Raw genomic sequence first — 22,963 nt, forward strand, 5'->3', positions numbered from 1 at the left:
TCTCTATTAAATAATCAATAACTGACCAGTTATCTTCTACAACAACCAGCGCTAACATGACGAGTATCGAAAGAAGCATCCATTCAACCGATGCCTGTCCGCGTTGATACGCAGTCATATCACATGAACCATAACGACATATTCGCCTTGCTGAGAAAATACCAACCGACCTAAGCCGTCCTTAAACTCCCACAGATCATTCGGCATCTCTATGGAGCGAAAAGAACGTATCTTCTGGCTGTATTTAAGTTTTAAGATCTTTTGCACATCACCCAGACTGTAGTGCGATACATAAACCCAAACTTCCTTGCCATTTTGTTCGGTCTGCGACAACACGAAAAATGGGCCAACTAACTTAGCCCCTTCAATATCCGTAGTAATAATTTTACTAAGAACCCATGTGTCATCTGTTCCTTTAAAAAAGGTCCAGTTTTTATTCTCAATTTGGCATAACCAAAAATCGAACTTATTGCGGTCGCAATATGGATAAAAGTCTTTTAGAAGTTCCCAGTCTGGTATTTTCGGATTTTGTAAAAAGTAGGCTTTCGCACCGGTATTATTTGCTACTGGCATTTGCGTCCACTGCCACTGATCAAACCCTGTTGGAATATCAGCAATCATAAGTTCCCTCTTAGTTCCCTCTTAGTTTGCTCGTTATTTTATCGCTAAGTTAATTCGCTGTTTTTGGAACGCTATGAACAACTACCACAAACTTTCCAGCTGGGGTAAAAGTTACTCTTCCCAAGTTATTCCGCAAATTCCACACATCGTTATCTACTTTAAAAGATTCGAAAGACTCAATTTTTTGATTATTCACAAAAAGCAGTCCTTGTTGAGAAAGCTCCATATCTCCAGGGGATAAGTACACTCGGATATCTTCTTTTTCATTCGATTCTTGGTATATCCTCATGTTCGGCATTTCTACTACGTCAGGCCCTATATAGTCGTTATTAGCAACTAACACCCACTGACCATTTTTTCCTTCGTAGAAAGTCCACTCCACACCGTCGATGTCGCAAATCCAAGGAACAACATCACCACCTACACACCATGGATAGTCTTTTCTAATTTCTTCCCAATCTGGATATTGAGGATTATCTAGGTGGTACCCCATTATTTCTTCGTGAGCACTTATCGATTTTTGAGACCATGACCAGTCATCAAAAAAGGACGGCCGCTTGTCTCTTTTAACGTCTGTTTGTTCATCACGAAGGTTCTCAGAGTAAACTGTTGAATCAGCTGACACGGCATGCGTAACAATTACTAACTCGCCTTGCTGCGAGAAGGTAAGCTTGCCCAAATCACCTTTAAGCAACCAAATATCTTCCTCTGTTTCAGATGATTTGACAGACTCGACATTTTTACCGTGCTCAAAGCGCATAAACGATTTAGTGCCTTGCATATTAAAAAGGGAGTAATAGGCCCATACTTTCTCATCGTCACGCTCCACAAAGTGCAGCGGCATCATTGGCCCTTCTATAGAGTTTTCTTTGAAAACTAATGGCACTGAAGCCAATATCCAGCGTCCCTCAGTCGGCTCGAATAATGTCAGATGGGAATCTTCTTGAAGGCACATCCACATGGAAGTTTCTGCACCTATGCAGCCAGGATATTCTGCCTCAATTTTATCCCAGTTAGGTTCACTTGGAGCCTCAAGATGGTAAGCAACTATACTTTCAAGGGAACTGATTGACTGTTGGCTCCACGACCAATCATCAAATACATCTGGTAAATCCATAACTACCTCTCTCTTATCGAGCTTTCCGGAACCACATCTGGATCGATGTGACCAAATATTAACGAGTCAGACTCTAACTCTTTTGCTAAAAAGGCTCTTCCAAGACCGTCTTGAATTGTTTCCATAACCTCTCCAGAAAGTACGTTGTTAATTACTAGTGAAGCAGGACGCTTTACTAGGCCATCTCGATGTTTAGGCTCCCAACTATCAGTCAGTCGAACCATCCCGAACTTCGGAATATAGTTTGTCTTTGTCATTCTTAAGTTTGTACCTTCTAGTTCAACTGGAACTAAGTCATCAATAAGTCCAATAACACTGCCCAAATAGTTGTTTAGTCGATAGTTCCCGCTTACTTGAGTTTTTTCACGATCTCTAACTTTCTCCCACACAACCTGCCTGGATAGTTTTAACAACTTCTCACTGTCTTCTGATGCTGGAACTAATAAACCACTAAGCGATCCTAAAATAACGACAAGTAAACTAAGAGCCACTAAGCATTCTGTAGCACTTTGGCCAAATACATATCTAGATAAACTCTTGTCCACCAAACACCGCCTTATCTATGCTACTCAGAGGCTTCAAGCTAGCTTCCCAAAGTGAGTTAAATAAGTTATCCATTTCGACTCTTGAGTCGGAGCGAGGAAATATATGCTTAGGCCTAGTGAATTTGGTCATCGCCTTGGCATAAGCAGTTTGCTCTCCGTTATCGATTTTCACTATCACCGAATCCATGCTAGAAACTAGTAAATTATTTAACCTCATGTAGCCAAAACTATCCTGCTCCACGTTAAGAGATCCCATTTGAGAGAGCCCAAAACTGGAGGACATAGAGTTAACCGAAAAAGCTCCGCCATAATTTGACCGACGGTATCTGCGCTGATCTTGGGCTTTTGCTCCCCACCCCATAGGAAGCGTTTCACGGAAGCCACCAATTAACCACCGTCTCGTATGAAGCGACACCGAATCAAGTCCATGCCAATCCCAACCACCGTTATTATTTCTGGTTACTTCTGTTCCACCGCTTTTAGCTACTTTAAAGCTATATAAATCGACCCAGTCATAACTTCTGGTTAGGCTAAAAGGGTCTAAGCTTTTTATAGTCAGGCGTTCAAGGAACTGAGAGTTTTCTTCATTTTCAGTAGACTTATAGTCTGCTTTTAACGACCACAAACTGGGAAAGGGTAGAACTCCTCCACCATGGAAAGCATTCCAATTTAATTCTTCGGAGTGCTCTGAAACCACATCATTTATCAGTAAAGGTAGCTGTATAACAAAATTTGCATCCAGTGCTCTTTGGGCAAACGATATACCCCGAATGACAAAGGTTTGAAACGCAACCAACCGACTAGCCACTTCCGCAAAGCTCTCCTCAATGCGTTCAACAATCATCGATATAGCTCGGGTTATTTGAGCTACGTAAGGAATAAACGAGGTAATGGTTTCAAGGTTTTCTGCAGTGCGTTCCAGCATGGCCAAATAACTTGCCAGGCCAACCCACTGGGCAATTGCAACTTGGTTGCCAATAAGCGCTCGGTTTGTCAGGGCCATGAAATTCATCTGTCGCGACATGGCTACTGCGGCACTATATGCAGCGTTGTCGGCGACACTTTGCAGATAAAACTGTTGGCGTGCGTGTTTGCCCATATCGGTCACAGCAAACAGTAAACTTGCGACCAAGAGCAAAACGCCGGTCATCATGACCAACGTTTGCCCTGTTTGCTTCTTTCGAAAGCCCAACATTTTAGTTGTCGCCCTGTTCGGTCGCCTCGTCATAATTGCCGAGGTTTACATCAGTGTTAGCAACGGTACCTGCACGGCGGGATGACTGTCTGGCTCTGTTGAGTTGTTGACTAGATGACTGTCCTGTCATTTCCTGAGCCAGGCCAGCAACTTGGTTACGTATGGCTTTGCCGAACAGTGAGTAGACGCCAATTGCAGCAACAGCAATAAGCGCAACAATGATGATGTATTCGGTCATTCCCTGACCGCGACTGCGTGAAATGAATTTCCGTTTCATAAAACCTCCTGTCAAAATTTGCCTTGCTTGGCGAGTTAGGACAGGAAGTATAGATCGACTTTCAGAGGGTCAGAGCACAAGTAGTCAATGTCTTACTCAATATTAAGATATTTATGCATCTGCACAGACAAGCGCCAGTTGCGCTCAATGCAGGTTTGCATGGCAAGCTCGGTGGCGCGTGGGCGCTGGCTTATGGGTTGTAGGCAAATAATAGCGTCGGCTTTGGGTGGGCAACGTTTTAGCAGTGAATCTAAAGCGTCTATGTGTTTTTGCATGGCAACCGGGTGTTTTATTTCGTTAGCGCGTGCCATGCAGTCTGGGCGCACCAGGTAGCCGCCGGGCATGTCTAACTTAGGCGACACGGTTACCCAGGTGTTGTTGGTCACTTTTAGCTCGAAGGTGCCGCTGGTTTCTATTTGCAGTTGGTAACCTTTGGCTTCTAAGGCTTCACCTAGCGGCAGCAAGTCGAACATAGCGGGCTCGCCGCCGGTTATGACCACGTGTTTGGCGGCGTAACCTTCTTGCTCAAAGCGTTTTACTATGTCTTCAGCGGCCATTTCTGCCCATTTTGACGAGGCTTCGGTTTTTGCCATCATCTCGTTGGTGCTGACTTTGTCGCTGTCGTTGGTTTCCCAGGTATGTTGGGTGTCGCACCACGGACAACCCACTGGGCAGCCTTGCAAGCGCACAAATATGGATGGCACACCAGTAAAGGTGCCCTCGCCCTGTAGAGTCTCGAAAATTTCGTTGATGCGATAAGACATAGCTTTCGTTAAAATGGCTTCTATTAAGGTGGATAGACCGCAGATTATACGGAGAGTTACAGCATGTCGCAAAAGGTCGTTGTTATTTATTCAGGTGGAATGGATTCGTTTACGGTGCTGCACAAAGCATTGCAGGAAGGTAATGAGGTGCTGGCACTGTCGTTTAACTACGGTCAGCGCCATGTGAAGGAGCTAGAAGTTGCTTCTAACGTCTGCAAACAGCATGGAATTCCGCATAAAGTAGTCGATATTACTGCCATTAACCAACTACTGTCCGGCAGTTCATTAACCGACGACATTGAAATTCCCGAGGGACACTACGAAGAAGAGTCGATGAAGTCGACGGTGGTACCTAACCGCAATATGATTTTGTTGTCGCTAGCCATTGGTTATGCGGTGTCTCAGGAAGCTTCTGCGGTGTATTACGGCGCTCACTCAGGCGACCACGCCATTTACCCGGACTGTCGCCCGGAGTTTGTGCGCCAAATGGATGTGGTCAGTAAAATGGCCAACTACGAACCGGTGGCGGTTCATGCTCCGTATTTAGACGTCGATAAAAACGCCATTTTAGCCGATGGCCTGAAAATGGGCCTGGACTACAGCCAAACCTGGACGTGCTATAACGGCCGTGACAAGGCCTGTGGTAAGTGTGGTGCCTGTGTGGAACGTTTAGAGGCCTTCGCTGCCAACGGCGTTGAAGACCCCATTCCTTACGAAGCTTAATTAACCACTGAAAGCCAGCGCTGTGCTTGTTGCCAGCGCTCGGTGCGCTTCAACTCTTCCAGACCAACAGCAGACTCGCTCATCAGCATACGTTGAACACGCTGAGCACTTTCTGGCTCGGTTGCCGGAAGCTCTGCGTCGAGTACCTGTAAAGCCCCTGCTCTGTCATTACAAACCAGTATCATATCGCAGCCTGCATTCAATGCGGCTAACGCCCTTTGCTGCATGTCGCCCGCGACAGTCGCGCCCTGCATCGACAAGTCATCACTGAAAATGGTGCCGTTAAATTGCAGTTCATTACGCAGTATTTGTTGTAGCCAAAACTCACTAAAGCCAGCTGGCTGTGGGTCAATTTTCGGGTAAATAACGTGTGCCGGCATTATGCCTTCAAGTTTTTGGCTTAATGACAAAAACGGCTTTAAGTCATGTGCCCGAATTTGCTCCAGTGTGCGATCGTCTTCTGGAATGGCAATGTGAGAGTCAGCCTGCACCGAACCATGCCCCGGGAAATGTTTGCCGGTAGAGGCCATACCGGCTTCATGCATGCCCTCAATAAACGCAGAGGCGAGTTCAGAAATCTCTGAAGGGACATCAGAAAATGCCCGGTCGCCAATCACTTCGCTACAGTCATCAACATCTAGCACCGGCGCAAAGCTAATATCTATGCCGACAGCCTGTACTTCTGCTGCCATTAACCAACCTAAGTCTCGTGCCGCACGATGGCGCTCATCGGCGCTTTCAATGCGACGCAGTGAGCCCATTGCCGGAATAGCGCTGAAGCCATCCCGGAAACGCTGTACACGTCCGCCTTCGTGGTCAACCGCAATAAGTAGAGGTTTAGCGGCAGCCATACGAGCTTCCTGAGTTAAACGAACCAACTGCTCGACCGACTCAAAATTGCGTGTAAACAGTATCAGTCCATTAACAGAGGGTTGTGCCAACAGCTTTTTGTCTTCTGGCGTTAGCTCGGTGCCCTTAATGTCTATCATGACTTGTGCCATAACGTCGTTGTTCTCCGTCTGTGTTTAACGGTCAGTAGTCAGTGTCGGCAGTGTGCCACGATGCGGTAAAAAGCGCCACGCTGGGTGTTCATCTTTTCGTTTTCCGTGCTAAATTGTTAGTTAACATTTTTACAACACGCGAGACGCAGTATGACCTTTAAAAAATCCTTATTGCTTATTGGCATAGCCGCAACGCTTTCCGCTTGTGGTGGCTCTGATGACTCAAACTACGCCACCTGCTCTGTCGAAGACCAAAACCAACGCTTTTTCAATTACATGAAAGAGGACTATTTTTGGGCAGACCAGCTACAGGACAGTATTGACCCGGAAGCTTTTGACGATGTTTACGCTGTTCTCGAAGAGTTACGTGTTCCTGAAGACCGGTACAGCTATATTTTAACGGAAGAGGAATACGAACAGCTATACGTTAACGCCACCTACTACGGTTTCGGTTTTTCAATGGAGCAAATAAGCGATACTCGCGTGAAAATTCGCTTTGTTTATAACGACTCTCCGGCTGCTACGGCGGGCATAGAACGCGCCGACGAACTAATAGCCATTGACGATGTGCCAGTTGCTGAGCTAATCGCCAGCGGTGAATTTGATGATGCCCTAGGACCAAACGAAGAAGGCATTAGTAAAACACTCACCTGGGAAAAGCCTGACGGCACCGAGCAAACCGATGTTCTGAGCAAAGTTGAAGTTGAAACCAACACTGTGATGGGCGCACAAACCACAGCGCTCGATAACGGAGAAACCGCCGGTTACTTCACTCTCGACTCCTTCATTAATCGTACTGGCAGCGACTTAAACGAAGCTTTTGACTTGTTCGCTAACGAAGGCGTTGATCATTTAATTATCGATGTGCGTTACAACGGTGGTGGCTTAATTCGTTACGCCAATCAAACCTCCAGTCAGGCAGCGGGCAATAACGTACTGGGCGAAACCTTTTTAACTTACCGCTTTAATGAGCAAAACAGCGATAAAAACGAAACCCTTCAGTTTCGCTTAGTCGACGGCACGCAGCAGCTCGACTTAGATACGGTCTATGTTTTAACGACTGGCAGCAGCTGCTCTTCTTCGGAAATTATCATTAACTCTTTAAAACCTTACGTGAATGTTGTCACTATTGGTGAAGATACCTGTGGTAAACCTGTCGGCCAGCAGCCTGAACAATTGTGCGACAAAGTGACTTTCGCTATTAACTTTGAAACAGTAAACGCTGAGGGTGAGGGTCAGTATTACGACGGCTTGGCTCCTACCTGTGAGGTTGAGGATCAAATTATTGCGGATTGGGGAAGCGAGCAAGATCCGCTGACCGGTGCTGCATACAGCTATATTGAAACAGGCAGTTGTCCGGCAACAGCGAGTGCAAGCGCAGAAACGAAAAAGAGCGCTCAACAGCGCTCTTTTGTGGACCCAGTGTTCAACTTAAAAGACAAACGTCGAACACTTTATTAAGTTGAAATGAATGCGGTGGTCAGTCTCTGACCGCCGCTTTTCTCAAGTCACCTTTTGCCGTGTAAAACTGATTGTTTTCCAGAATGCCCGGCGCGAAACTGTCGACCCCAATAGCAAGCAGTCTCAGCTCTTCGGTTTCTGCCAGTTTCTCAGCAGTGTCTTTATCCACTAAGCCCTTTTCTAAAGCGGCATCGGCAAGTTCCTGACCGTTTAGGTTAGCCGACAATTCACCGCGTTTCTGAGCCTTGCGAAGCGTTTTGTAAACCGACTTCATTTCCAGCATGGACAAAAACGCTTTTTCCATGTGACCGGTTGGGTCGTTCTTGTCGTCTTTCCAGTAACACAGGAAGGTGTGGCGATCACGCGTGACGCCCGGCTCCATCATGCTTAGGCTAATTTCCTGCAAGGTGTTATCTTTTGGCTTCTTAAAGTGATTACCCAGCGGGAATATCACTAAACGCATCATCCAGGCGACGGCACGGTTCGGGAAGTTGTCGAAGAAACCATAGAAAGCTTCAGCAATACTATGCAGGTGGTGCTGTAATGCATAGTGCACATAAGGTAAGTCAGCAACCTGACGGCCTTCGTCTTCAAAGCGTTTCAACACCGCAGAGCCCATATATAAATGACTTAAAACGTCGCCCAGACGAGCTGAAATCATTTCTTTACGCTTCAAGTCACCGCCCATCATCAACATTGAAATGTCTGAGGCTAATGCTAAACCGCGACTCATACGACCAAGTTTACGGTAATACTGAGCCGTTTCACCGCTAACCGGAGACTCACCAAAACGTGCGCCTGTCAGACCCAACCACAGACTTCCAAATACGTTGCTGGCCGCAAAGCCTATGTGCTTCATCAACAAGCCGTCAAACTCTCGCATACCTTCGTCTTCATTCGGGTTTGCGGCAGCTTGCATTTCTTTCAGCACATAAGGATGACAACGAGTCGCCCCCTGACCAAAAATCATCAGGTTACGGGTTAGAATGTTAGCCCCTTCTACCGTAATAGAGACCGGCGTTGCCATGTAGTTCTGCCCCAGGTAGTTATGTGGCCCCAACTGAATGCCCTTACCGGCATGAATATCCATAGCGTGCTCAATAACCTCACGACCCATTTCTGTCATGTGGTATTTAGTCATTGCCGTTACTACCGATGGACTCATACCCTGACACAGCGATGAAATTGTTAAGCGGCGCATTGATTCGAGAATATAGTTCGTACCGCCAATTTTACCCATTGATGACTGTACGCCTTCAAACATACCAATAGGCAGACCAAACTGTTGGCGTACATAGGCGTATGCGCCCGTCATTCGCTGAGTAACATGACCCGATGCTGTTGCCAGTGCCGGCAGTGAAATACCGCGCCCCGCTGACAAACATTCGACCAGCATACGCCAACCTTTACCGGCGTAGTCTTCACCACCGATAATCCATTTCAGCGGAATAAATACGTCTTTACCGTAAGTAGTACCGTTTAAAAACGCCTGATTCAATGGAAAGTGGCGGTCGCCAATTTCCACACCTTTGTGACTGGTTGGAATAAGCGCACAAGTAATGCCTATGTCTTTTTTGTCGCCCATTAAACCTTCCGGGTCGTACAGTTTAAACGCAAGACCCAGAACCGTGGCTGAAGGAGCCAGAGTAATGTAACGCTTTGACCAGTTCAGACGAATACCAACAACTTCTTCGCCCTCATGCTCACCTTTGCAGATAATGCCTTCATCCGGAATGGAGCCTGCATCAGACCCGGCTTCAGGGCCCGTTAAGGCAAAGCATGGAATATCGGTACCATCGGCTAAACGAGGCAACCAATACTCTTTTTGTTCTTTAGTACCATAATGCGTCAGCAATTCGCCCGGGCCTAGTGAGTTAGGCACCATAACCGACACTGCGGCGCTAATTGAACGGCTGGCAATACGCGACACAATGTACGAGTTAGCCGCTGGAGAAAAGTCTAAACCACCATGCTCTTTACCAATGATCATGGCGAAGAAACGTTCTTTTCTCAGAAAGTCCCATACTTGTTTTGGCAAGTCTCTGTCTTGCTGCACAATTTTGAAGTCATCGATCATATCCAGCAACGTATTCAACTGGTTATCGATAAAGTCCTGCTCTTCCTGAGTAAGCTTCGGCTGAGGCATATCCAGCAGCTTCTGCCAGTCTGGGCGACCTTTAAACAGCTCGCCATCCCACCATACGTCACCAGCTTCCATAGCCTCTCGCTCGGTATCCGACATTGGTGGCAAAATACGCTTAAAGATAGCAAAAACAGGTTTTGTAATAAGGCTGCGACGGATATCTCCGACTGCAAATACCAGTACTACTAAAACCAACAACAAAATGAGAATTTCCATGGTTATCTCCAGTGCACCATCACAATGAAAGTGTAGTCAAATCTCAGTCTTACGACAGTTTATTTACGAATTTTCGAGCCCGCCAGACACAAACGGAATAAGTTGGTCAATAACATCTTGTGCGCCAATTTGCTGATTAAACTCAGCCTGCGCTATTTCTATAAGTGCTTGCCCGGATACCTGAGCAAAGACCACAGAGCCCAACACAAAATGCAGACGCCAAAACATTTGTTGCTCGTCTAAATGCGGATTTGTGCGCTTTAAAAGCTGCAGTAAGTGTTGTAATACATTGCCGTACTCTTGCTGAGTGTACTTACGCAAGTGCCCCTGTATTTCAGAATAAGCAAAGCCCAGTAATCGTAAAAAAGTATCGGGACCGCGCTTGTTGATTTGAGTCAACTTAGCAAGCGGAAGTTTGAAACGCTCAAATAACGCCTGTGTTTTTAAGTCTTTTTGGGCTTCAGCTTCGTTTAGCTGTTCCTCTAAAGCAGGCATAAAAACACTTAGGTAACGGGCAATGACTGCCTGTATCAGCGCCTTTTTTGAGCCGAAATGATAGTTTACGGAAGCCAGATTCACTCCCGCCTCGTGGGTGATCTGCCGTAAAGAGGTCTGTTCAAAGCCGTCTCGCGCAAACAGCGCTTCAGCGGCGTTGAGTATTTTTTGTTGAGTCGTAATGCGTGCTGCCATGATATAAATAAACGCATGATTTAAACATGCGTTTAATTTAATTCATGTGGTTTCAGCGTGCAAGTGTTCGCTGAAATTTATTTTAGTGCTTCCAGTAATGTCTGTGGAATAAAATAAGCACCGTCATAATTTCCAAACGCCCCGCTAACATAGCAAATATCAGCAATAGTTTGGCACCACCGTCCAGGCTTGAAAAGTTACCTGCGGGTCCAATAATTTCGCCAAGCCCCGGACCAACGTTCCCCACAGCGGATGCAGCACCAGAAATAGCGGTTAGAAAATCGAGATCAAACAATGACAGACCTAACGCAATAACCGCTATAAGTAAAAAGTACATAAAGCAGAACGCCACCATAGAGCCAAGCAAAGAGTCGTTAACTCTTCGTTCCTGGTAGGTCTCTACTCTGACTAAATTTGGATGAATAAGCTGACTAAACTGCTTTTTGAGCAGTAATTGTGACAACTGGAAACGGAATATCTTCATGCCTCCGGCCGTAGAGCCGGTACACCCCCCAATGAACATAAGGTAGAAGAAAACCATCAGAGACCAACTGCCCCAGTTGCCATAATCTTCCGTCGCATACCCTGTTGTGGTAACCACAGATACAACATTAAATGCGGTGTGCATGAGGGCGTCACCAAACTCTCGGCCTTTCACCACCTGCACTAGAGTGATAAGGGCAATAGCAATCATTAGAAAGGTCACGAAGGCACGTACCTGCGTATCTTTCCAAAGTGGTTCATAATCGCCCTTCAGCGCTCGAATGTAGAGAACAAAAGGCAATGCCCCCGCGACCATAAATAGTGTGCCCGTTATGACCAAAAATGGCGTGTCAGAAAAGTGACCGAAAGAGGCGTCATAATTAGAGAAACCGGCTGTGCCTATGGTTGTCATACCATGAACAAAGGCATCAAAGCTTTTCATACCGCCTAAAAGATATAAGGCAATAACAGCAACAGTCAGTATTAAATAAACACGGCCTATGGCTAAAACCATGTGGCTTGAGCGAGGCATAAACTTGCCCGACATGTCGGAAGATTCAGCCTGGAACAGACGCATACCACCAACCTGCAAAAACGGTAGTATGGCCATGGCCATAACGATGATTCCAATACCGCCTAACCACTGCAGCATGGCTCGCCACAACAGTACACTGGATGGCAGGTCATCAAGCCCCGAAATAACGGTAGCTCCCGTTGTGGTAATTGCTGACATGGCCTCAAACCATGCGCTGGAAAAATCGAGATAAGGTTGGGCAAAAATAAAAGGCAGCGTGGCAAAAAGGCTCGCCGACACCCAACACAAGGTGGTTAATAGAAAGACTTGCCGGGCCCGAAGCTTCGCGTCGCCAACCGGCTGCAGGAAAAGTGCAACGCCAATCACAAAACCAATGATAGCCAATGTTAAATACGTCCACTGCTCTTTTTCCGCATTAATAACGGCCATAACAAATGGCGCCAGTAATGCCAAAGACAGCAGCGCCAGCAATCCGCCTACGGCTTTTAATAGAAGCTTTATCGCCTGACGTTTATCAAGCGGCGTTTGCTTAAGCGAGCTGCTGGCCTGAAGCGACATGACTAATTAGACGTATCCAATTCGCTGAATGACTTCACCAAGTCGTCAACGGCTTTCATTTGCTTTAAGTAATCTTCTAATGCGCGTAGTGGCAAAGCGCATGGCCCGTCACACTTGGCTTCATCGGGGTTAGGGTGTGCTTCAATAAACAAGCCCGCAATACCCAAAGCCATGCCAGAGCGCGCTAGTTGTGCTGCTTGAGCACGGCGTCCGTCAGCTGAGTCGCTGCGGCCACCCGGGCGCTGTAACGCGTGAGTCGCATCGAAAATGACCGGGGCCATGGTCTTCATTTCATCCATACCCAGCATATCAACCACCAGGTTGTTATAACCAAAACACGAGCCTCGTTCGCACAGCATGATATTTTGATTACCGGCTTCTGCGAACTTGCTAATAATATGCTTCATTTCATGTGGCGCTAAAAATTGAGGCTTTTTCACGTTAATCATGGCGCCCGTTTCAGCCATAGCAACAACCAGGTCTGTTTGACGCGCTAAAAACGCCGGTAGTTGAAGGATATCGACAACTTCAGACACTGGCTTAGCCTGATGAGGCTCGTGCACATCGGTTATAAGCGGCACATTGAATTGCTGCTTTACTTCCTCAAAAATGCGCAGCCCTTCTTCCAGTCCAGGGCCACGAAAGGAATGCACCGATGAACGGTTTGCTTTGTCAAAAGACGCTTTAAAAACGTAAGGAATACCAAGCTTGTCCGTTACTTCAACATAATGTTCTGCGATTCGCAGTGCCAAGTCTCTAGACTCCAGCACATTCATTCCACCAAACAGAACAAAGGGACTGTCATTGGCTATTTCAATATCATTTAACGCTAACTTTGAAATCATGGTCATTCCTTTTAATTAACTGCCAACAACACGCAGTACTTGACCCGAGAAATACGCCATATAGGTACCGAGGGCATAGCCCATGACTGCCAGCAAGACCCCAACCGGAGCCAACGATGGGTGAAAGGCTGATGCAACCACCGGAGCCGAAGCGGCTCCGCCAACGTTAGCCTGGCTGCCAACTGCCATATAAAAAACAGGGGCGCGTAAAAGTTTAGCAACAAACAGCATTAATGACGCATGAATAATCATCCAGATAGCGCCAATAAGGAAATATTTGGGTGCTTCCACAATTTTAGTCACATCCATGTGTAGCCCAATGCTGGCTACTAGTACATAGACGAAAACAGAACCAATTTTAGAGGCCCCTGCCGCTTCCAACGAGCGTGCCCGAGTAAAAGACAGCGCGATACCACCTGCGGTTGCAAGCACGATAACCCAGAAGAACAAGCTATCTAAACTGAACTTGCTCAGCGCGGGGTAATGTTCACCAATAGCGGGGGCAATCCAGTCAGCTAACAAGTGAGCTATGCCAGCCACGCCAAAACCAATAGCTAAGATAAGCATTAGGTCTCTCAAACTAGGATTTCGAACGTGTTCAGCCTCGTACTTTTCAACTTTATGGCGAATAGCATCAATTGCCGAGGTATCCGCCCCTGTACGCTCGTCAATTTTCTTGGAATTGGCCGCCATATATAGCAATACCGCCATCCACAAGTTAGCGACAATAATATCCACCGTCACCATAGCAGAGAAAATATCACCACCGACTTCATACACTTCTTTCATTGCGGCTTGGTTTGCACCGCCGCCTATCCAGCTGCCGGCAATGGTTGTCATGCCGCGCCAAACAGCGTCTGGCCCTGCACCACCCAACATTTCAGGAAATATGAGCGACACCAAAAGCAGCGCAATCGGGCCGCCAATCACGATACCGAACGTACCGGTTAGAAACAGTATTAGCGCTTTCGACCCCAGCCCCAGAATCGCTTTTAAATCCAGGCTTAAGGTTAGCAGCACCATACAGGCCGGCAGTAAGTAGTCCATTGTTATATCAGTTACTGCTGTCGCATTACCGTCAACAATTCCAAACGTATTGAGTAACGACGGCAGGAAGTAACAAAGTAACAGCGCAGGAACAAAGCGATAAAACTTTTTAAACGCCGGGTGGTCGCTATTATTGGTATAAAAAACGAACCCCAAAATAGCCATTAATAAACCGACGATAACGCCGTCGTTGGTAATAAGCGCGCTAGTCTCTGTTACTGCAGTTTCCGGTGCTAACATACAAACTCCCTTTCAATTAGCCGGCAATTAATGGTGTTTTAGACATAGCCACATGCAATAAAAACGCTATCCAGCCGCAAGCACCAACAAAACCAACCCAGCGCGTCACAGCAGACTGGCCTTTCATGGCGAAAATACCAAAAATAATGTAGCCAATAACACCAATGACTTTATCGGTTAACCAAGGCACTTCTATTGGATACATACCGACAGTCACCATAATGCCAATAGCACTCGCCAGTAGAAGTGTGTCGTTAACGTGAGGAACTATTTTTAGCCATTTTTTCTGTAATGCAGGAGAATCTAACAACCGCAAGACAAAGCGGAATAGAAATAAAATAATAGAAATGAAAACAAATAAAACATGCAGGTGTTTAAAAACAACGTACACAGTATAACCCCTTTATAATAAATTAAAGATTTCTAAGTTCGGGTAGTAGCTTCAGAGCCTGCTCCAGAAATTCCGGTGAGTAGTAACGGCCTTTTTCATCATCGAGTCGTGTTTTGATATCCGCATCGCTGGTTTCTTCTTTAAACCAGTCCACAAGCTGCTCGGTCAGTAACAACACCTGAGTGCTTAATGCAATATCGCTACCTTGCTTCCCTTCAGGAAGACCTAAGCCGTCCCAGCGCTCTAACCGTTCCATTAACGCACGATGTGCTTTTTGGGTAGCGTCATGTTGACCATGAGTCAGTGCTTTTAATGAACGAGCAACACGCTGCTGGCAAGTCGTTTCGTTAGCAGCAACAGCCGTCGAAGCACAATCTAACAACGGCCGAGCTTGTGCAAATAACGACCAGGCTAAAGCTGTTGCTTCCGCCTCGTCAGCATTAACCGCTTGTGACAACCGGTAAGCTATGCGCCCTTCTCTGCTTCCATCCAGCACATTATTAAAATGATTCGCATTGTGCAGCATCAACTGGTCGGCTAAGCGCGCCAAGAAATGATCAGAGTCTTCTAAACAAACAACATTGTCCTGCGCCAGCTGCACGTTTTCCGCAAACAATTGCAATACGTGATGGTCATCGGCTGTTAACGTACGAGAACGGCCACCAATAAATAAAACCGAACCATGTGCTCGGCAATGACTGCGGCAATACAGCAGTACAAAGTCATCACCGTAAAACGAGCCATGGTTAGCAATCACGTTTTCTAGCTCGGCTAAGGCTTTTGAGGGAATAACCGACCGCAGAGTTTGCCCGACACTAACCTGAGAGTCTTCACCATGCGCGGCTAACACTTTATAAGACGTTCCTTCTTCATTGGCCGTCGCATAAAGGGTTTGCTTCGCCCCCCCAATAACCCAGCTTAACTGCTGAACTAAGCCATCAACAAAACTATTCATAGGCTGCAGTGCGTATAAGTTTGTTGATGCTGAAATAATTTTTTCCAAGCCATGACGGCTTTGATCTATAGACATAATATCGCGGTAGGAACGCAACGAGGACATCACTGCCGTAAAGAGTTTTTGCGCGGTTAATTCAGTCTTCGATTTGTAGTCGTTGATATCGTAATTAACAATAACGGTGCGCTCAGGCGCCTGGCCGGGCTGGCCTGTTCGCAAGATAATGCGAGTAAAATGATTATCCGCTTTCTCACGAATATAACGAGCAACCTGAAGCCCCGCGTCATCGGTTTCCATAACAACGTCCAGCAAGAGAATTGCCGCATCTGGATGCTCGTCGATAAGTTTTTTCGCTTCCTCCCCGGAAAAAGCACTATAAAACTTCAGACCTCGCCCCAGGAAATTAAAGTCGTTCAACGCCAATTTAGTGACCGCATGCACCTCTGGCTCGTCATCGACAATTAGAATTTTCCAGTATTCTGTCGGTAATTTTGTATTTTGCTGGCTGGCTTCATCAGCAAACATGAACTGGTTGCTCATTACTTGTCTCTCTCCGCCGTGACGTATTGTCCACCTGATACTCGCTCTACACTAGCATAATCCTGCCAGCGGTTAACCTTTTTATAACCATTTTTTGTGAGTAGCTCAATGACACTATCGGCCTGCTGCCATCCCTGCTCAAGTAATAGCCAACCGCCATTTACAAGATATGATGATGCACCAACAACAATGTTCTTAATATCGTCTAAACCATCACCTTTTGCTACCAAAGCACTTAACGGCTCAAACCGCACATCGCCCTGGCTAAGGTGCGGGTCAGCTTCTTCAATATAAGGAGGGTTAGACACAATTAAGTCGAATGGCTTATCTGTTGGCACGTTAGAGAACCAATCGCTTTGAAAAAACTCAACATCGAGGCTGTTACGTCTAGCATTGCGAGATGCCAAAGCCACTGCGTCTCCGTTCTTATCGCAACCAAGCACCTGCCAATTCGGCTTTTCTGACTTTAACGCCAAAGCAATAGCACCAGTCCCGGTGCCTAAATCCAGCACTCTTGCGTTCTCGGGTAGGTTTAAACTCAAGGCTGCTTCTACCAGAGTTTCTGTGTCTCCCCTGGGTATTAATGTGCTTTCATTGGTTTCAAGTTCTAACGACCAAAACTCTTTACGCCCAGTAATATAGGCTATCGGCTTACCTTTAACCCTCTCACTAACCAAGGCTTGAAAGCGTTCCCATTGCACTTCTGTTAAGGCTTTCTCTGGCCATGTCATTATGTAAGTTTTGTTTTTGTCCAGCACAAAGCTCAACAACGCAAAAACGTCAGCCCTAACGTCATCACTATGCGCTAGCTGCTGACGCGCCCACTGTTGCGCTTCTTCTATGGTCATTCTTGTCCTTCAGACAATGCCGCCAGCTGATCCGCCTGATGCTCAGTAATAATCGGATCCATAATCAAATCCAAGTCGCCCTGCAACACTTCATCCAGCCGATATAAGGTTAAGTTAATACGGTGGTCAGTGACACGACTTTGCGGGTAATTATAAGTTCGAATACGCTCTGAACGATCCCCGCTGCCCACTAAGTTACGACGGGTGCTTGCTTCTTCTTGCTGACGTTTTTCGTCCTCGATTTTCTGTAATCGAGCTTGCAGAACTGACATCGCTTTGGCGCGGTTTTTATGTTGTGAACGCTCTTCCTGACACTCAACAACAACGCCTGACGGCAAGTGCGTAATACGAATGGCCGAGTCCGTTCGGTTAACGTGCTGACCACCGGCGCCCGATGCGCGGAAAGTATCGACACGTAAGTCCGCCGGATTAATCTCTATAGCTTCAGCTTCCGGAATTTCTGGCAGAATAGCCACCGTACAGGCCGATGTGTGGATACGACCTTGTGACTCAGTTTCAGGTACGCGCTGCACACGATGACCACCAGACTCAAATTTCATACGGCCATAAGCGCCATCGCCATTCATTTGTGCAATCACTTCTTTATAGCCGCCGTGGTCACCTTCATTGGCACTGACTACAGAGATATTCCAGCCATGTTTTTCTGCGTAGCGGCTGTACATACGAAACAGGTCACCCGCAAAAATTGAGGCTTCATCACCACCAGCACCCGCTCGAATTTCCAGGTAGCAATTGCGATCATCGTTGGGATCTTTAGGCAGCAACAAAATTTGCAGTTGCTGCTCCAGCTCAGTTTCGTTTTCTTTCGCCTGCTTTAGCTCTTCCTGAGCCATTTCCCGCATTTCCGGGTCGTCTTCTTCGGCCATGTCTTTAGCAGCGACCTGGTCTTCCTGGTTTTGCTTATATTTCTCAAAGCAGTCCACGACTTCCTCAAGCTGTGAATACTCTTTCGATAGCGCGCGAAAACGGTTCTGATCGGAAATAATGTCCGGTTCGCCCAGCAGCGCCTGAACTTCCTGGTAACGCTCAAGCAAACCTTCAAGTTTTCGTTCAATGGATGGATTCAACATATTCTTTTATTTGCCTTCTAAAGGGTCAGAATCGTCGCCTGACCACAATTGCTGTAACACCGCAAGTGTATACTGATCGTTGTTCTCACCTGCTGATTTTAACAAATTGGTAGGTTGGTGCGTCAGCTGCTGCACCAGTTTATGGCTAAATTGCTTCAGCACCTCTTCCGGTGCTTTACCTTGCTGCAGTTGAGCCAAGGCTCGTTCTAAATGAGTATCGGCGACAGCTTTCGTGTGTTGTCTGTATGACCTAACCAACTCCACGCTGTTGAGCGACTGCAACCAGTCAGTAAATTCCTGCGCCTGCTGGCGAATAATTACCTGCGCTTCTTTCGCTGCCTGCTCGCGGTTTCTTATGTTTTCACTAATAATGCTTTGTAAGTCGTCAACCGTATACAAATAGGCATCATCAAGCTCATTCACTTGCTCTTCTATATCCCTGGGCACGGCTAAATCAATCAGTAGCATCGGCTTATGGCGACGTTTCTTCAATGCCTTTTCAACCGTGCCTTTACCCACTATTGGTAAGGTACTGGCAGTTGAGCTCACCACAATATCAGCGTCAGGGAGAAGTTCAGACAGTTCTGACAAACTGTGCGCGGCACCATCCACTTTCTCAGCCAGCTCTCGTGCGCGTTGCAAGGTTCTGTTAGCGACTGTTATTTCCGTCACCCCTTGCTGCTTTAAGTGTTGGGCGACAAGTTCAGAAGTATCTCCAGCCCCAATTAATAACACTTTAGACTTGGCTAAGTTCGAAAAGATATGTCGCGCCATAGACACTGCGGCGTAAGCCACTGACACGGCATTTTGCCCAACGGCGGTTTCATTACGGACAGTTTTTGCGACACGGAATGTTTGCTGAAACAAACGCTCTAAAATACCGCCGACAGCCTCCTGCCGTTTCGCTATTTGATACGCCTGTTTTACTTGCCCGAGTATTTGCGGCTCCCCAAGCACAAGCGAGTCTAAGCCACTGGCAACAGACATTAAATGACTGATAGCCTGATCATTTTTAAACAGATAATGATGATTTTGCAGAGCGTCGGGAGGTAAGCTGTGAAAGCCTGTGAACCAACCGAGCAATAAATCGTCTGATACATCACCACGGCAATAAAGTTCGGTACGGTTACACGTCGAGACAATGACCGCTTCCTGCACGCCTTGTAAACCACGCACAGCCTGCAATGCGGCGTCGAGCTGCTCGGCATTGAAAGCAACTTGCTCACGCAAATCAACGGGGGCTGTTTTGTGGTTTATTCCCAGAGCTGAAATGGTCATCGGATTGTGTAACTCGTTATCTCAACGCGGTCATGATATTAAGTGGCAGTGATTGTACGTGAAAGCCCTAATCATTGAAAGTCACAGCGCTTTCTGGTCAACTAACGATCCATCGATTACGCCAATAGAAAAATATGATTCAATACCTAACTCGATTTGCGGTTTTGCTGGCTGTGTTGCTTTCCGCAGGCTGCTCAATACCAACACCGTCACACCAGGACAGTAGCCGACAAGTCAATGTTGAGCTTGTCAAAGCACACCAAAATAAGCTGAACACGTTAAATAGCTGGTCGATGTCAGGTCGCATGGCGCTTATTCAGAAAGAGCTCGACAAGCGCGACTCATTTTATGTTAATTGGCAATATCAACCGACTTATCAGGAACTTCGCTTTTCACATCCGTTAAAAGGTCAACTGGCAAGGCTGACCGTTAGCAACCAACAGGCAACGTTAGTAGACTCTAACGGAGCCATGCGCTCGGCGTTAAGTGCCCCTGCTCTTCTGGCGGATGTATTGCCAGTTTATATTCCTTTTGAGCATCTGCATCAATGGGTTGTCGGTCAAAAAACGTCACAACTGAAAAAACTCACGTATTACAACGACGGTACGCTAGCCAGTGCTTCAGTTATTCAAAATGATGAACAGTGGCGTATTCGATGGTTCTATAAGTTAGAAGCAGAAACAAAGCTCCCTCTCCCCGAGCAGGTGCACATTGAAAGCCCGACATTAAAAATAAAGGTACAAATGAACGAATGGCAGACCAGCAACTAACGCTACCAGCGCCGGCAAAACTGAACCTGTTTTTGCACATAACCGGACGCAGGAATGACGGCTATCACGAACTACAAACTGTTTTTCAATTTTTGGACTACGGCGACACCATAAGTTTTCAACCAGCGCCGGACGACCAGTTCGATTTCATAGATAGCAAGTCTCAAATTGCCAAAGAAGACAATTTAATTTGGAAAGCTTTAGAGCGGCTGCGCCAGGAGTATTCAAGTAAAGGCATTACTCAGTTGCCTGGCGTTACCATTGAAGTTACGAAACGTTTACCTCAAGGTGCTGGCTTAGGTGGCGGCTCATCGGATGCTGCCACAACGCTCGTTGGTCTTAATTACCTATGGGGAGAACGCTTGTCGAACAAGCAGCTTCAAAAAATAGGCCTCGAGTTAGGCGCCGACGTTCCCGTATTTATCCATGGAAAGTCATGTTTCGCAGAAGGCATGGGTGAGCGGTTCACGGATGTTGAGCCGCCTACTCCCTGGTACTTGGTTGTTAAACCCAATATCCATATTTCCACCGCTGAACTTTTTAATCACCCGGACCTAAGGCGAGACTGTAAATCGGTTGAAGTCGCTGTCTGGGAACAAAGCCACCATGAAAATGTGTTCGAGCCAGTGGTCTGTGCTCTGCATCCTGAAGTTGCTAAATTACGCGATGCCTTGCTAGAATACGCTCCGACTCGGCTTACTGGCAGTGGAGCATGTCTATTTTCGACGTTCGAGAGCAGACAAGCGGCAGAGGAAGCTCAAAAGCACATTCCTCAGGAACTGTGTTCATTTATTGCTCAAGGCCAGAACCGTTCACCACTATTCCAAACATTAACCCAATAAAAGTCGAGGTATGTTGTGCCTGACATGAAACTTTTCGCTGGCAACGCTACCCCCGAGCTAGCGCAGAAAATCGCCGATCGTTTATACATTAAACTGGGTGAAGCGTCTGTTGGACGTTTCAGTGATGGCGAAATCAGTGTCGCTATTAATGAAAATGTCCGCGGTTCCGATGTCTTTATTTTGCAATCCACCTGCGCACCTACCAACGATAACCTCATGGAACTTATCGTCATGGTTGATGCACTGCGTCGCGCATCTGCAGGTCGTATTACCGCTGTAATGCCTTATTTTGGCTACGCTCGCCAGGATCGCCGCGTTCGTTCTGCTCGTGTTCCTATTACTGCGAAAGTCGTTGCTGACTTTTTATCAAGCGTTGGTGTTGACCGCGTTCTGACCGTTGACTTGCATGCTGAGCAAATTCAAGGGTTCTTCGATGTTCCGGTTGATAACGTATTTGGCACACCTGTACTACTTGAGCACATGCGCCAACAGCAATTCGACAACCCTGTGGTTGTTTCTCCAGATATCGGTGGCGTTGTTCGTGCCCGCGCGTTTGCCAAGTTAATGGACGACACCGACTTAGCAATTATCGATAAGCGCCGCCCTTCTGCTAATGTTTCTCAGGTCATGCACATTATTGGGGATGTTAAAGGACGCGACTGCATTATTGTCGATGACATGATTGATACTGGCGGCACACTTTGTAAAGCAGCGGAAGCGCTTAAAAGTCATGGTGCTAAACGCGTTTTTGCTTATGCAACACACCCGGTATTTTCCGGTAACGCTGTTAAGAATATAGAAGAGTCGGCGATTGACGAACTGGTAGTTACTGACAGTATTCCACTTAGCGAAGAAATGAAGGCGACAGGAAAAGTGAGCCAACTGACACTTTCCGGCATGTTGTCTGAAGCACTTCGTCGCGTCAGTAATGAAGAGTCTATCTCTGCAATGTTCGAGTACTGATAAAGTTGTTTTTTTGAGACTTCAGTGCTAGTATTGCGCGCCCTTGGAAACCGGCCTCGTCGTCGGTTTCTGAGTATCTGGGTCAGCAGCTTGGTCGCGAGTGCTGACAAATTAAAACATTTAACAATGAGAGCCCAATATCATGGCTGAATTAGATTTCACAATTAAAGCAAGTGTCCGTGGGGACAAGGGGAAAGGTGCGAGCCGCCGCCTGCGTCATGCGGATAAAGTACCTGCCATCCTATATGGTGGTAAAGGTGAGCCAGTAGCGTTAGAAATGGATCACAACAAAGTGAACAACATGGCTGACTACGAAGCCTTCTATTCACACATTCTGACGTTAGACATCGATGGCAAAAAAGAACAATGCATCTTAAAAGATATGCAGCGTCACCCATACAAGCCTAAGCTGACTCACTTGGACTTCCAACGTGTTGAGAAAGGCCAGAAGCTGCATACTAACGTACCTCTTCACTTCTTGAATGAAACAACGGCGAAAGGCGTTAAAGAAGAAGGTGGCGTTGTTGTTCACCACGTCAATGACGTTGAAATCCTGGTTCTTCCGAAAGACTTACCAGAGTACCTGGAAGTTGACATCGCAGAACTGAGCGTTGGTGACACTATTCACCTAACTGACTTGAACCTTCCTAAAGGTGTTGAGCTGGTAGAGTTGACTAAAGGTGAAGACCACGACCAGGCGGTTGTTTCTATCTCAGCTCCTCGCGTAGAGAAAGAAGAAGACGAAGAAGAAACAGTAGCACCGGATGAAGTTCCTGCAGAGAAGAGCAAAGACGACGCTGCTGACGAAGAGTAAGCACTAGTCC

At 46.8% G+C, this 22,963-nt stretch carries 23 protein-coding genes; 6 read left to right on the top strand and 17 right to left on the bottom strand.

Going from position 1 to position 22,963, the window contains the following annotated elements; translation table 11 throughout:
• Positions 1-114 precede the first annotated feature (114 nt).
• From BLT32_RS02625 to queE, 6 genes are all read right to left on the bottom strand, one after another.
• Positions 115-621, bottom strand: coding sequence for a hypothetical protein (locus BLT32_RS02625; RefSeq protein WP_053952755.1), 507 nt, complete (start codon positions 619-621; stop codon positions 115-117).
• Between the two features lie 49 nt (positions 622-670).
• On the bottom strand, positions 671-1,738 hold the full coding sequence (locus tag BLT32_RS02630) for a hypothetical protein (protein ID WP_053952756.1): 1,068 nt from the start codon (positions 1,736-1,738) through the stop codon (positions 671-673).
• A 2-nt stretch (positions 1,739-1,740) separates the two neighbouring features.
• Positions 1,741-2,283, bottom strand: coding sequence for a hypothetical protein (locus BLT32_RS02635; protein ID WP_053952757.1), 543 nt, complete (start codon positions 2,281-2,283; stop codon positions 1,741-1,743).
• Positions 2,264-3,478, bottom strand: a complete 1,215-nt coding sequence (locus BLT32_RS02640) for a TadE/TadG family type IV pilus assembly protein (protein ID WP_053952758.1) — start codon at positions 3,476-3,478, stop codon at positions 2,264-2,266. The genes BLT32_RS02635 and BLT32_RS02640 overlap by 20 nt, the downstream gene beginning before the upstream one ends.
• Position 3,479: 1 nt before the next feature.
• Positions 3,480-3,755, bottom strand: coding sequence for a Flp family type IVb pilin (locus BLT32_RS02645; protein ID WP_053952759.1), 276 nt, complete (start codon positions 3,753-3,755; stop codon positions 3,480-3,482).
• A 92-nt stretch (positions 3,756-3,847) separates the two neighbouring features.
• On the bottom strand, positions 3,848-4,519 hold the full coding sequence (gene queE / locus BLT32_RS02650; RefSeq protein WP_053952760.1) for a 7-carboxy-7-deazaguanine synthase QueE: 672 nt from the start codon (positions 4,517-4,519) through the stop codon (positions 3,848-3,850).
• Positions 4,520-4,582: 63 nt separating this feature from the next.
• On the opposite strand from queE, the gene queC reads away from it, so the two are divergent.
• On the top strand, positions 4,583-5,242 hold the full coding sequence (gene queC / locus BLT32_RS02655) for a 7-cyano-7-deazaguanine synthase QueC (RefSeq protein ID WP_053952761.1): 660 nt from the start codon (positions 4,583-4,585) through the stop codon (positions 5,240-5,242).
• Here the strand turns inward: queC and nagZ are convergent.
• Entirely contained in the window at positions 5,239-6,243 is a 1,005-nt protein-coding gene (nagZ, locus tag BLT32_RS02660; RefSeq protein ID WP_053952762.1) for a beta-N-acetylhexosaminidase, read from the bottom strand. The two genes, queC and nagZ, sit on opposite strands and share 4 nt — an antisense overlap.
• Before the next feature lie 150 nt (positions 6,244-6,393).
• Here nagZ and BLT32_RS02665 point away from each other — a divergent pair, with 150 nt between their 5' ends.
• A complete protein-coding gene (locus BLT32_RS02665; RefSeq protein WP_053952763.1) occupies positions 6,394-7,704 on the top strand; it encodes a S41 family peptidase in 1,311 nt (436 codons plus the stop codon).
• 19 nt (positions 7,705-7,723) lie between these two features.
• Here BLT32_RS02665 and BLT32_RS02670 read toward each other — a convergent pair whose 3' ends face one another.
• The 10 genes from BLT32_RS02670 to hemA all read right to left on the bottom strand — a co-directional run bounded on the left by BLT32_RS02670 (position 7,724) and on the right by hemA (position 19,564).
• Positions 7,724-10,063, bottom strand: a complete 2,340-nt coding sequence (locus BLT32_RS02670) for an acyl-CoA dehydrogenase (protein WP_053952764.1) — start codon at positions 10,061-10,063, stop codon at positions 7,724-7,726.
• A gap of 63 nt (positions 10,064-10,126) precedes the next feature.
• Complete coding sequence (locus tag BLT32_RS02675) at positions 10,127-10,753, bottom strand: TetR/AcrR family transcriptional regulator (RefSeq protein ID WP_053952765.1); 627 nt, start codon at positions 10,751-10,753, stop codon at positions 10,127-10,129.
• An 82-nt stretch (positions 10,754-10,835) separates the two neighbouring features.
• Entirely contained in the window at positions 10,836-12,329 is a 1,494-nt protein-coding gene (locus BLT32_RS02680; protein ID WP_053952766.1) for a TrkH family potassium uptake protein, read from the bottom strand.
• A gap of 2 nt (positions 12,330-12,331) precedes the next feature.
• Complete coding sequence (gene kdsA / locus BLT32_RS02685; protein WP_053952767.1) at positions 12,332-13,174, bottom strand: 3-deoxy-8-phosphooctulonate synthase; 843 nt, start codon at positions 13,172-13,174, stop codon at positions 12,332-12,334.
• Between the two features lie 15 nt (positions 13,175-13,189).
• Positions 13,190-14,461: a DUF819 family protein gene (locus BLT32_RS02690; RefSeq protein ID WP_053952768.1), complete on the bottom strand. Its 1,272-nt coding sequence runs from the start codon at positions 14,459-14,461 to the stop codon at positions 13,190-13,192.
• 16 nt (positions 14,462-14,477) lie between these two features.
• The gene (locus BLT32_RS02695) at positions 14,478-14,852 is read right to left on the bottom strand and encodes a SirB2 family protein (protein WP_053952769.1); all 375 of its coding nucleotides are present in this window, start codon (positions 14,850-14,852) and stop codon (positions 14,478-14,480) included.
• A 22-nt stretch (positions 14,853-14,874) separates the two neighbouring features.
• Complete coding sequence (locus BLT32_RS02700; protein ID WP_053952770.1) at positions 14,875-16,347, bottom strand: DUF3369 domain-containing protein; 1,473 nt, start codon at positions 16,345-16,347, stop codon at positions 14,875-14,877.
• Positions 16,347-17,195: a peptide chain release factor N(5)-glutamine methyltransferase gene (gene prmC, locus BLT32_RS02705; RefSeq protein WP_053952771.1), complete on the bottom strand. Its 849-nt coding sequence runs from the start codon at positions 17,193-17,195 to the stop codon at positions 16,347-16,349. The genes BLT32_RS02700 and prmC overlap by 1 nt, the downstream gene beginning before the upstream one ends.
• Positions 17,192-18,286, bottom strand: a complete 1,095-nt coding sequence (prfA, locus tag BLT32_RS02710) for a peptide chain release factor 1 (protein WP_053952772.1) — start codon at positions 18,284-18,286, stop codon at positions 17,192-17,194. The genes prmC and prfA overlap by 4 nt, the downstream gene beginning before the upstream one ends.
• 6 nt (positions 18,287-18,292) lie before the next feature.
• Positions 18,293-19,564, bottom strand: a complete 1,272-nt coding sequence (gene hemA, locus BLT32_RS02715) for a glutamyl-tRNA reductase (RefSeq protein WP_053952773.1) — start codon at positions 19,562-19,564, stop codon at positions 18,293-18,295.
• 134 nt (positions 19,565-19,698) lie between these two features.
• On the opposite strand from hemA, the gene lolB reads away from it, so the two are divergent.
• The 4 genes from lolB to BLT32_RS02735 all read left to right on the top strand — a co-directional run bounded on the left by lolB (position 19,699) and on the right by BLT32_RS02735 (position 22,953).
• Entirely contained in the window at positions 19,699-20,334 is a 636-nt protein-coding gene (gene lolB, locus BLT32_RS02720) for a lipoprotein insertase outer membrane protein LolB (RefSeq protein WP_053952774.1), read from the top strand.
• Positions 20,316-21,176: a 4-(cytidine 5'-diphospho)-2-C-methyl-D-erythritol kinase gene (ispE, locus tag BLT32_RS02725; RefSeq protein WP_053952775.1), complete on the top strand. Its 861-nt coding sequence runs from the start codon at positions 20,316-20,318 to the stop codon at positions 21,174-21,176. The genes lolB and ispE overlap by 19 nt, the downstream gene beginning before the upstream one ends.
• Positions 21,177-21,191: 15 nt before the next feature.
• Positions 21,192-22,139, top strand: coding sequence for a ribose-phosphate pyrophosphokinase (locus BLT32_RS02730; RefSeq protein ID WP_053952776.1), 948 nt, complete (start codon positions 21,192-21,194; stop codon positions 22,137-22,139).
• A 142-nt stretch (positions 22,140-22,281) separates the two neighbouring features.
• On the top strand, positions 22,282-22,953 hold the full coding sequence (locus BLT32_RS02735; protein ID WP_053952777.1) for a 50S ribosomal protein L25/general stress protein Ctc: 672 nt from the start codon (positions 22,282-22,284) through the stop codon (positions 22,951-22,953).
• Positions 22,954-22,963 lie beyond the last annotated feature (10 nt).

Source organism: Idiomarina zobellii, from assembly GCF_900100855.1.
GTDB classification, from domain to species: Bacteria; Pseudomonadota; Gammaproteobacteria; order Enterobacterales; family Alteromonadaceae; genus Idiomarina; species Idiomarina zobellii.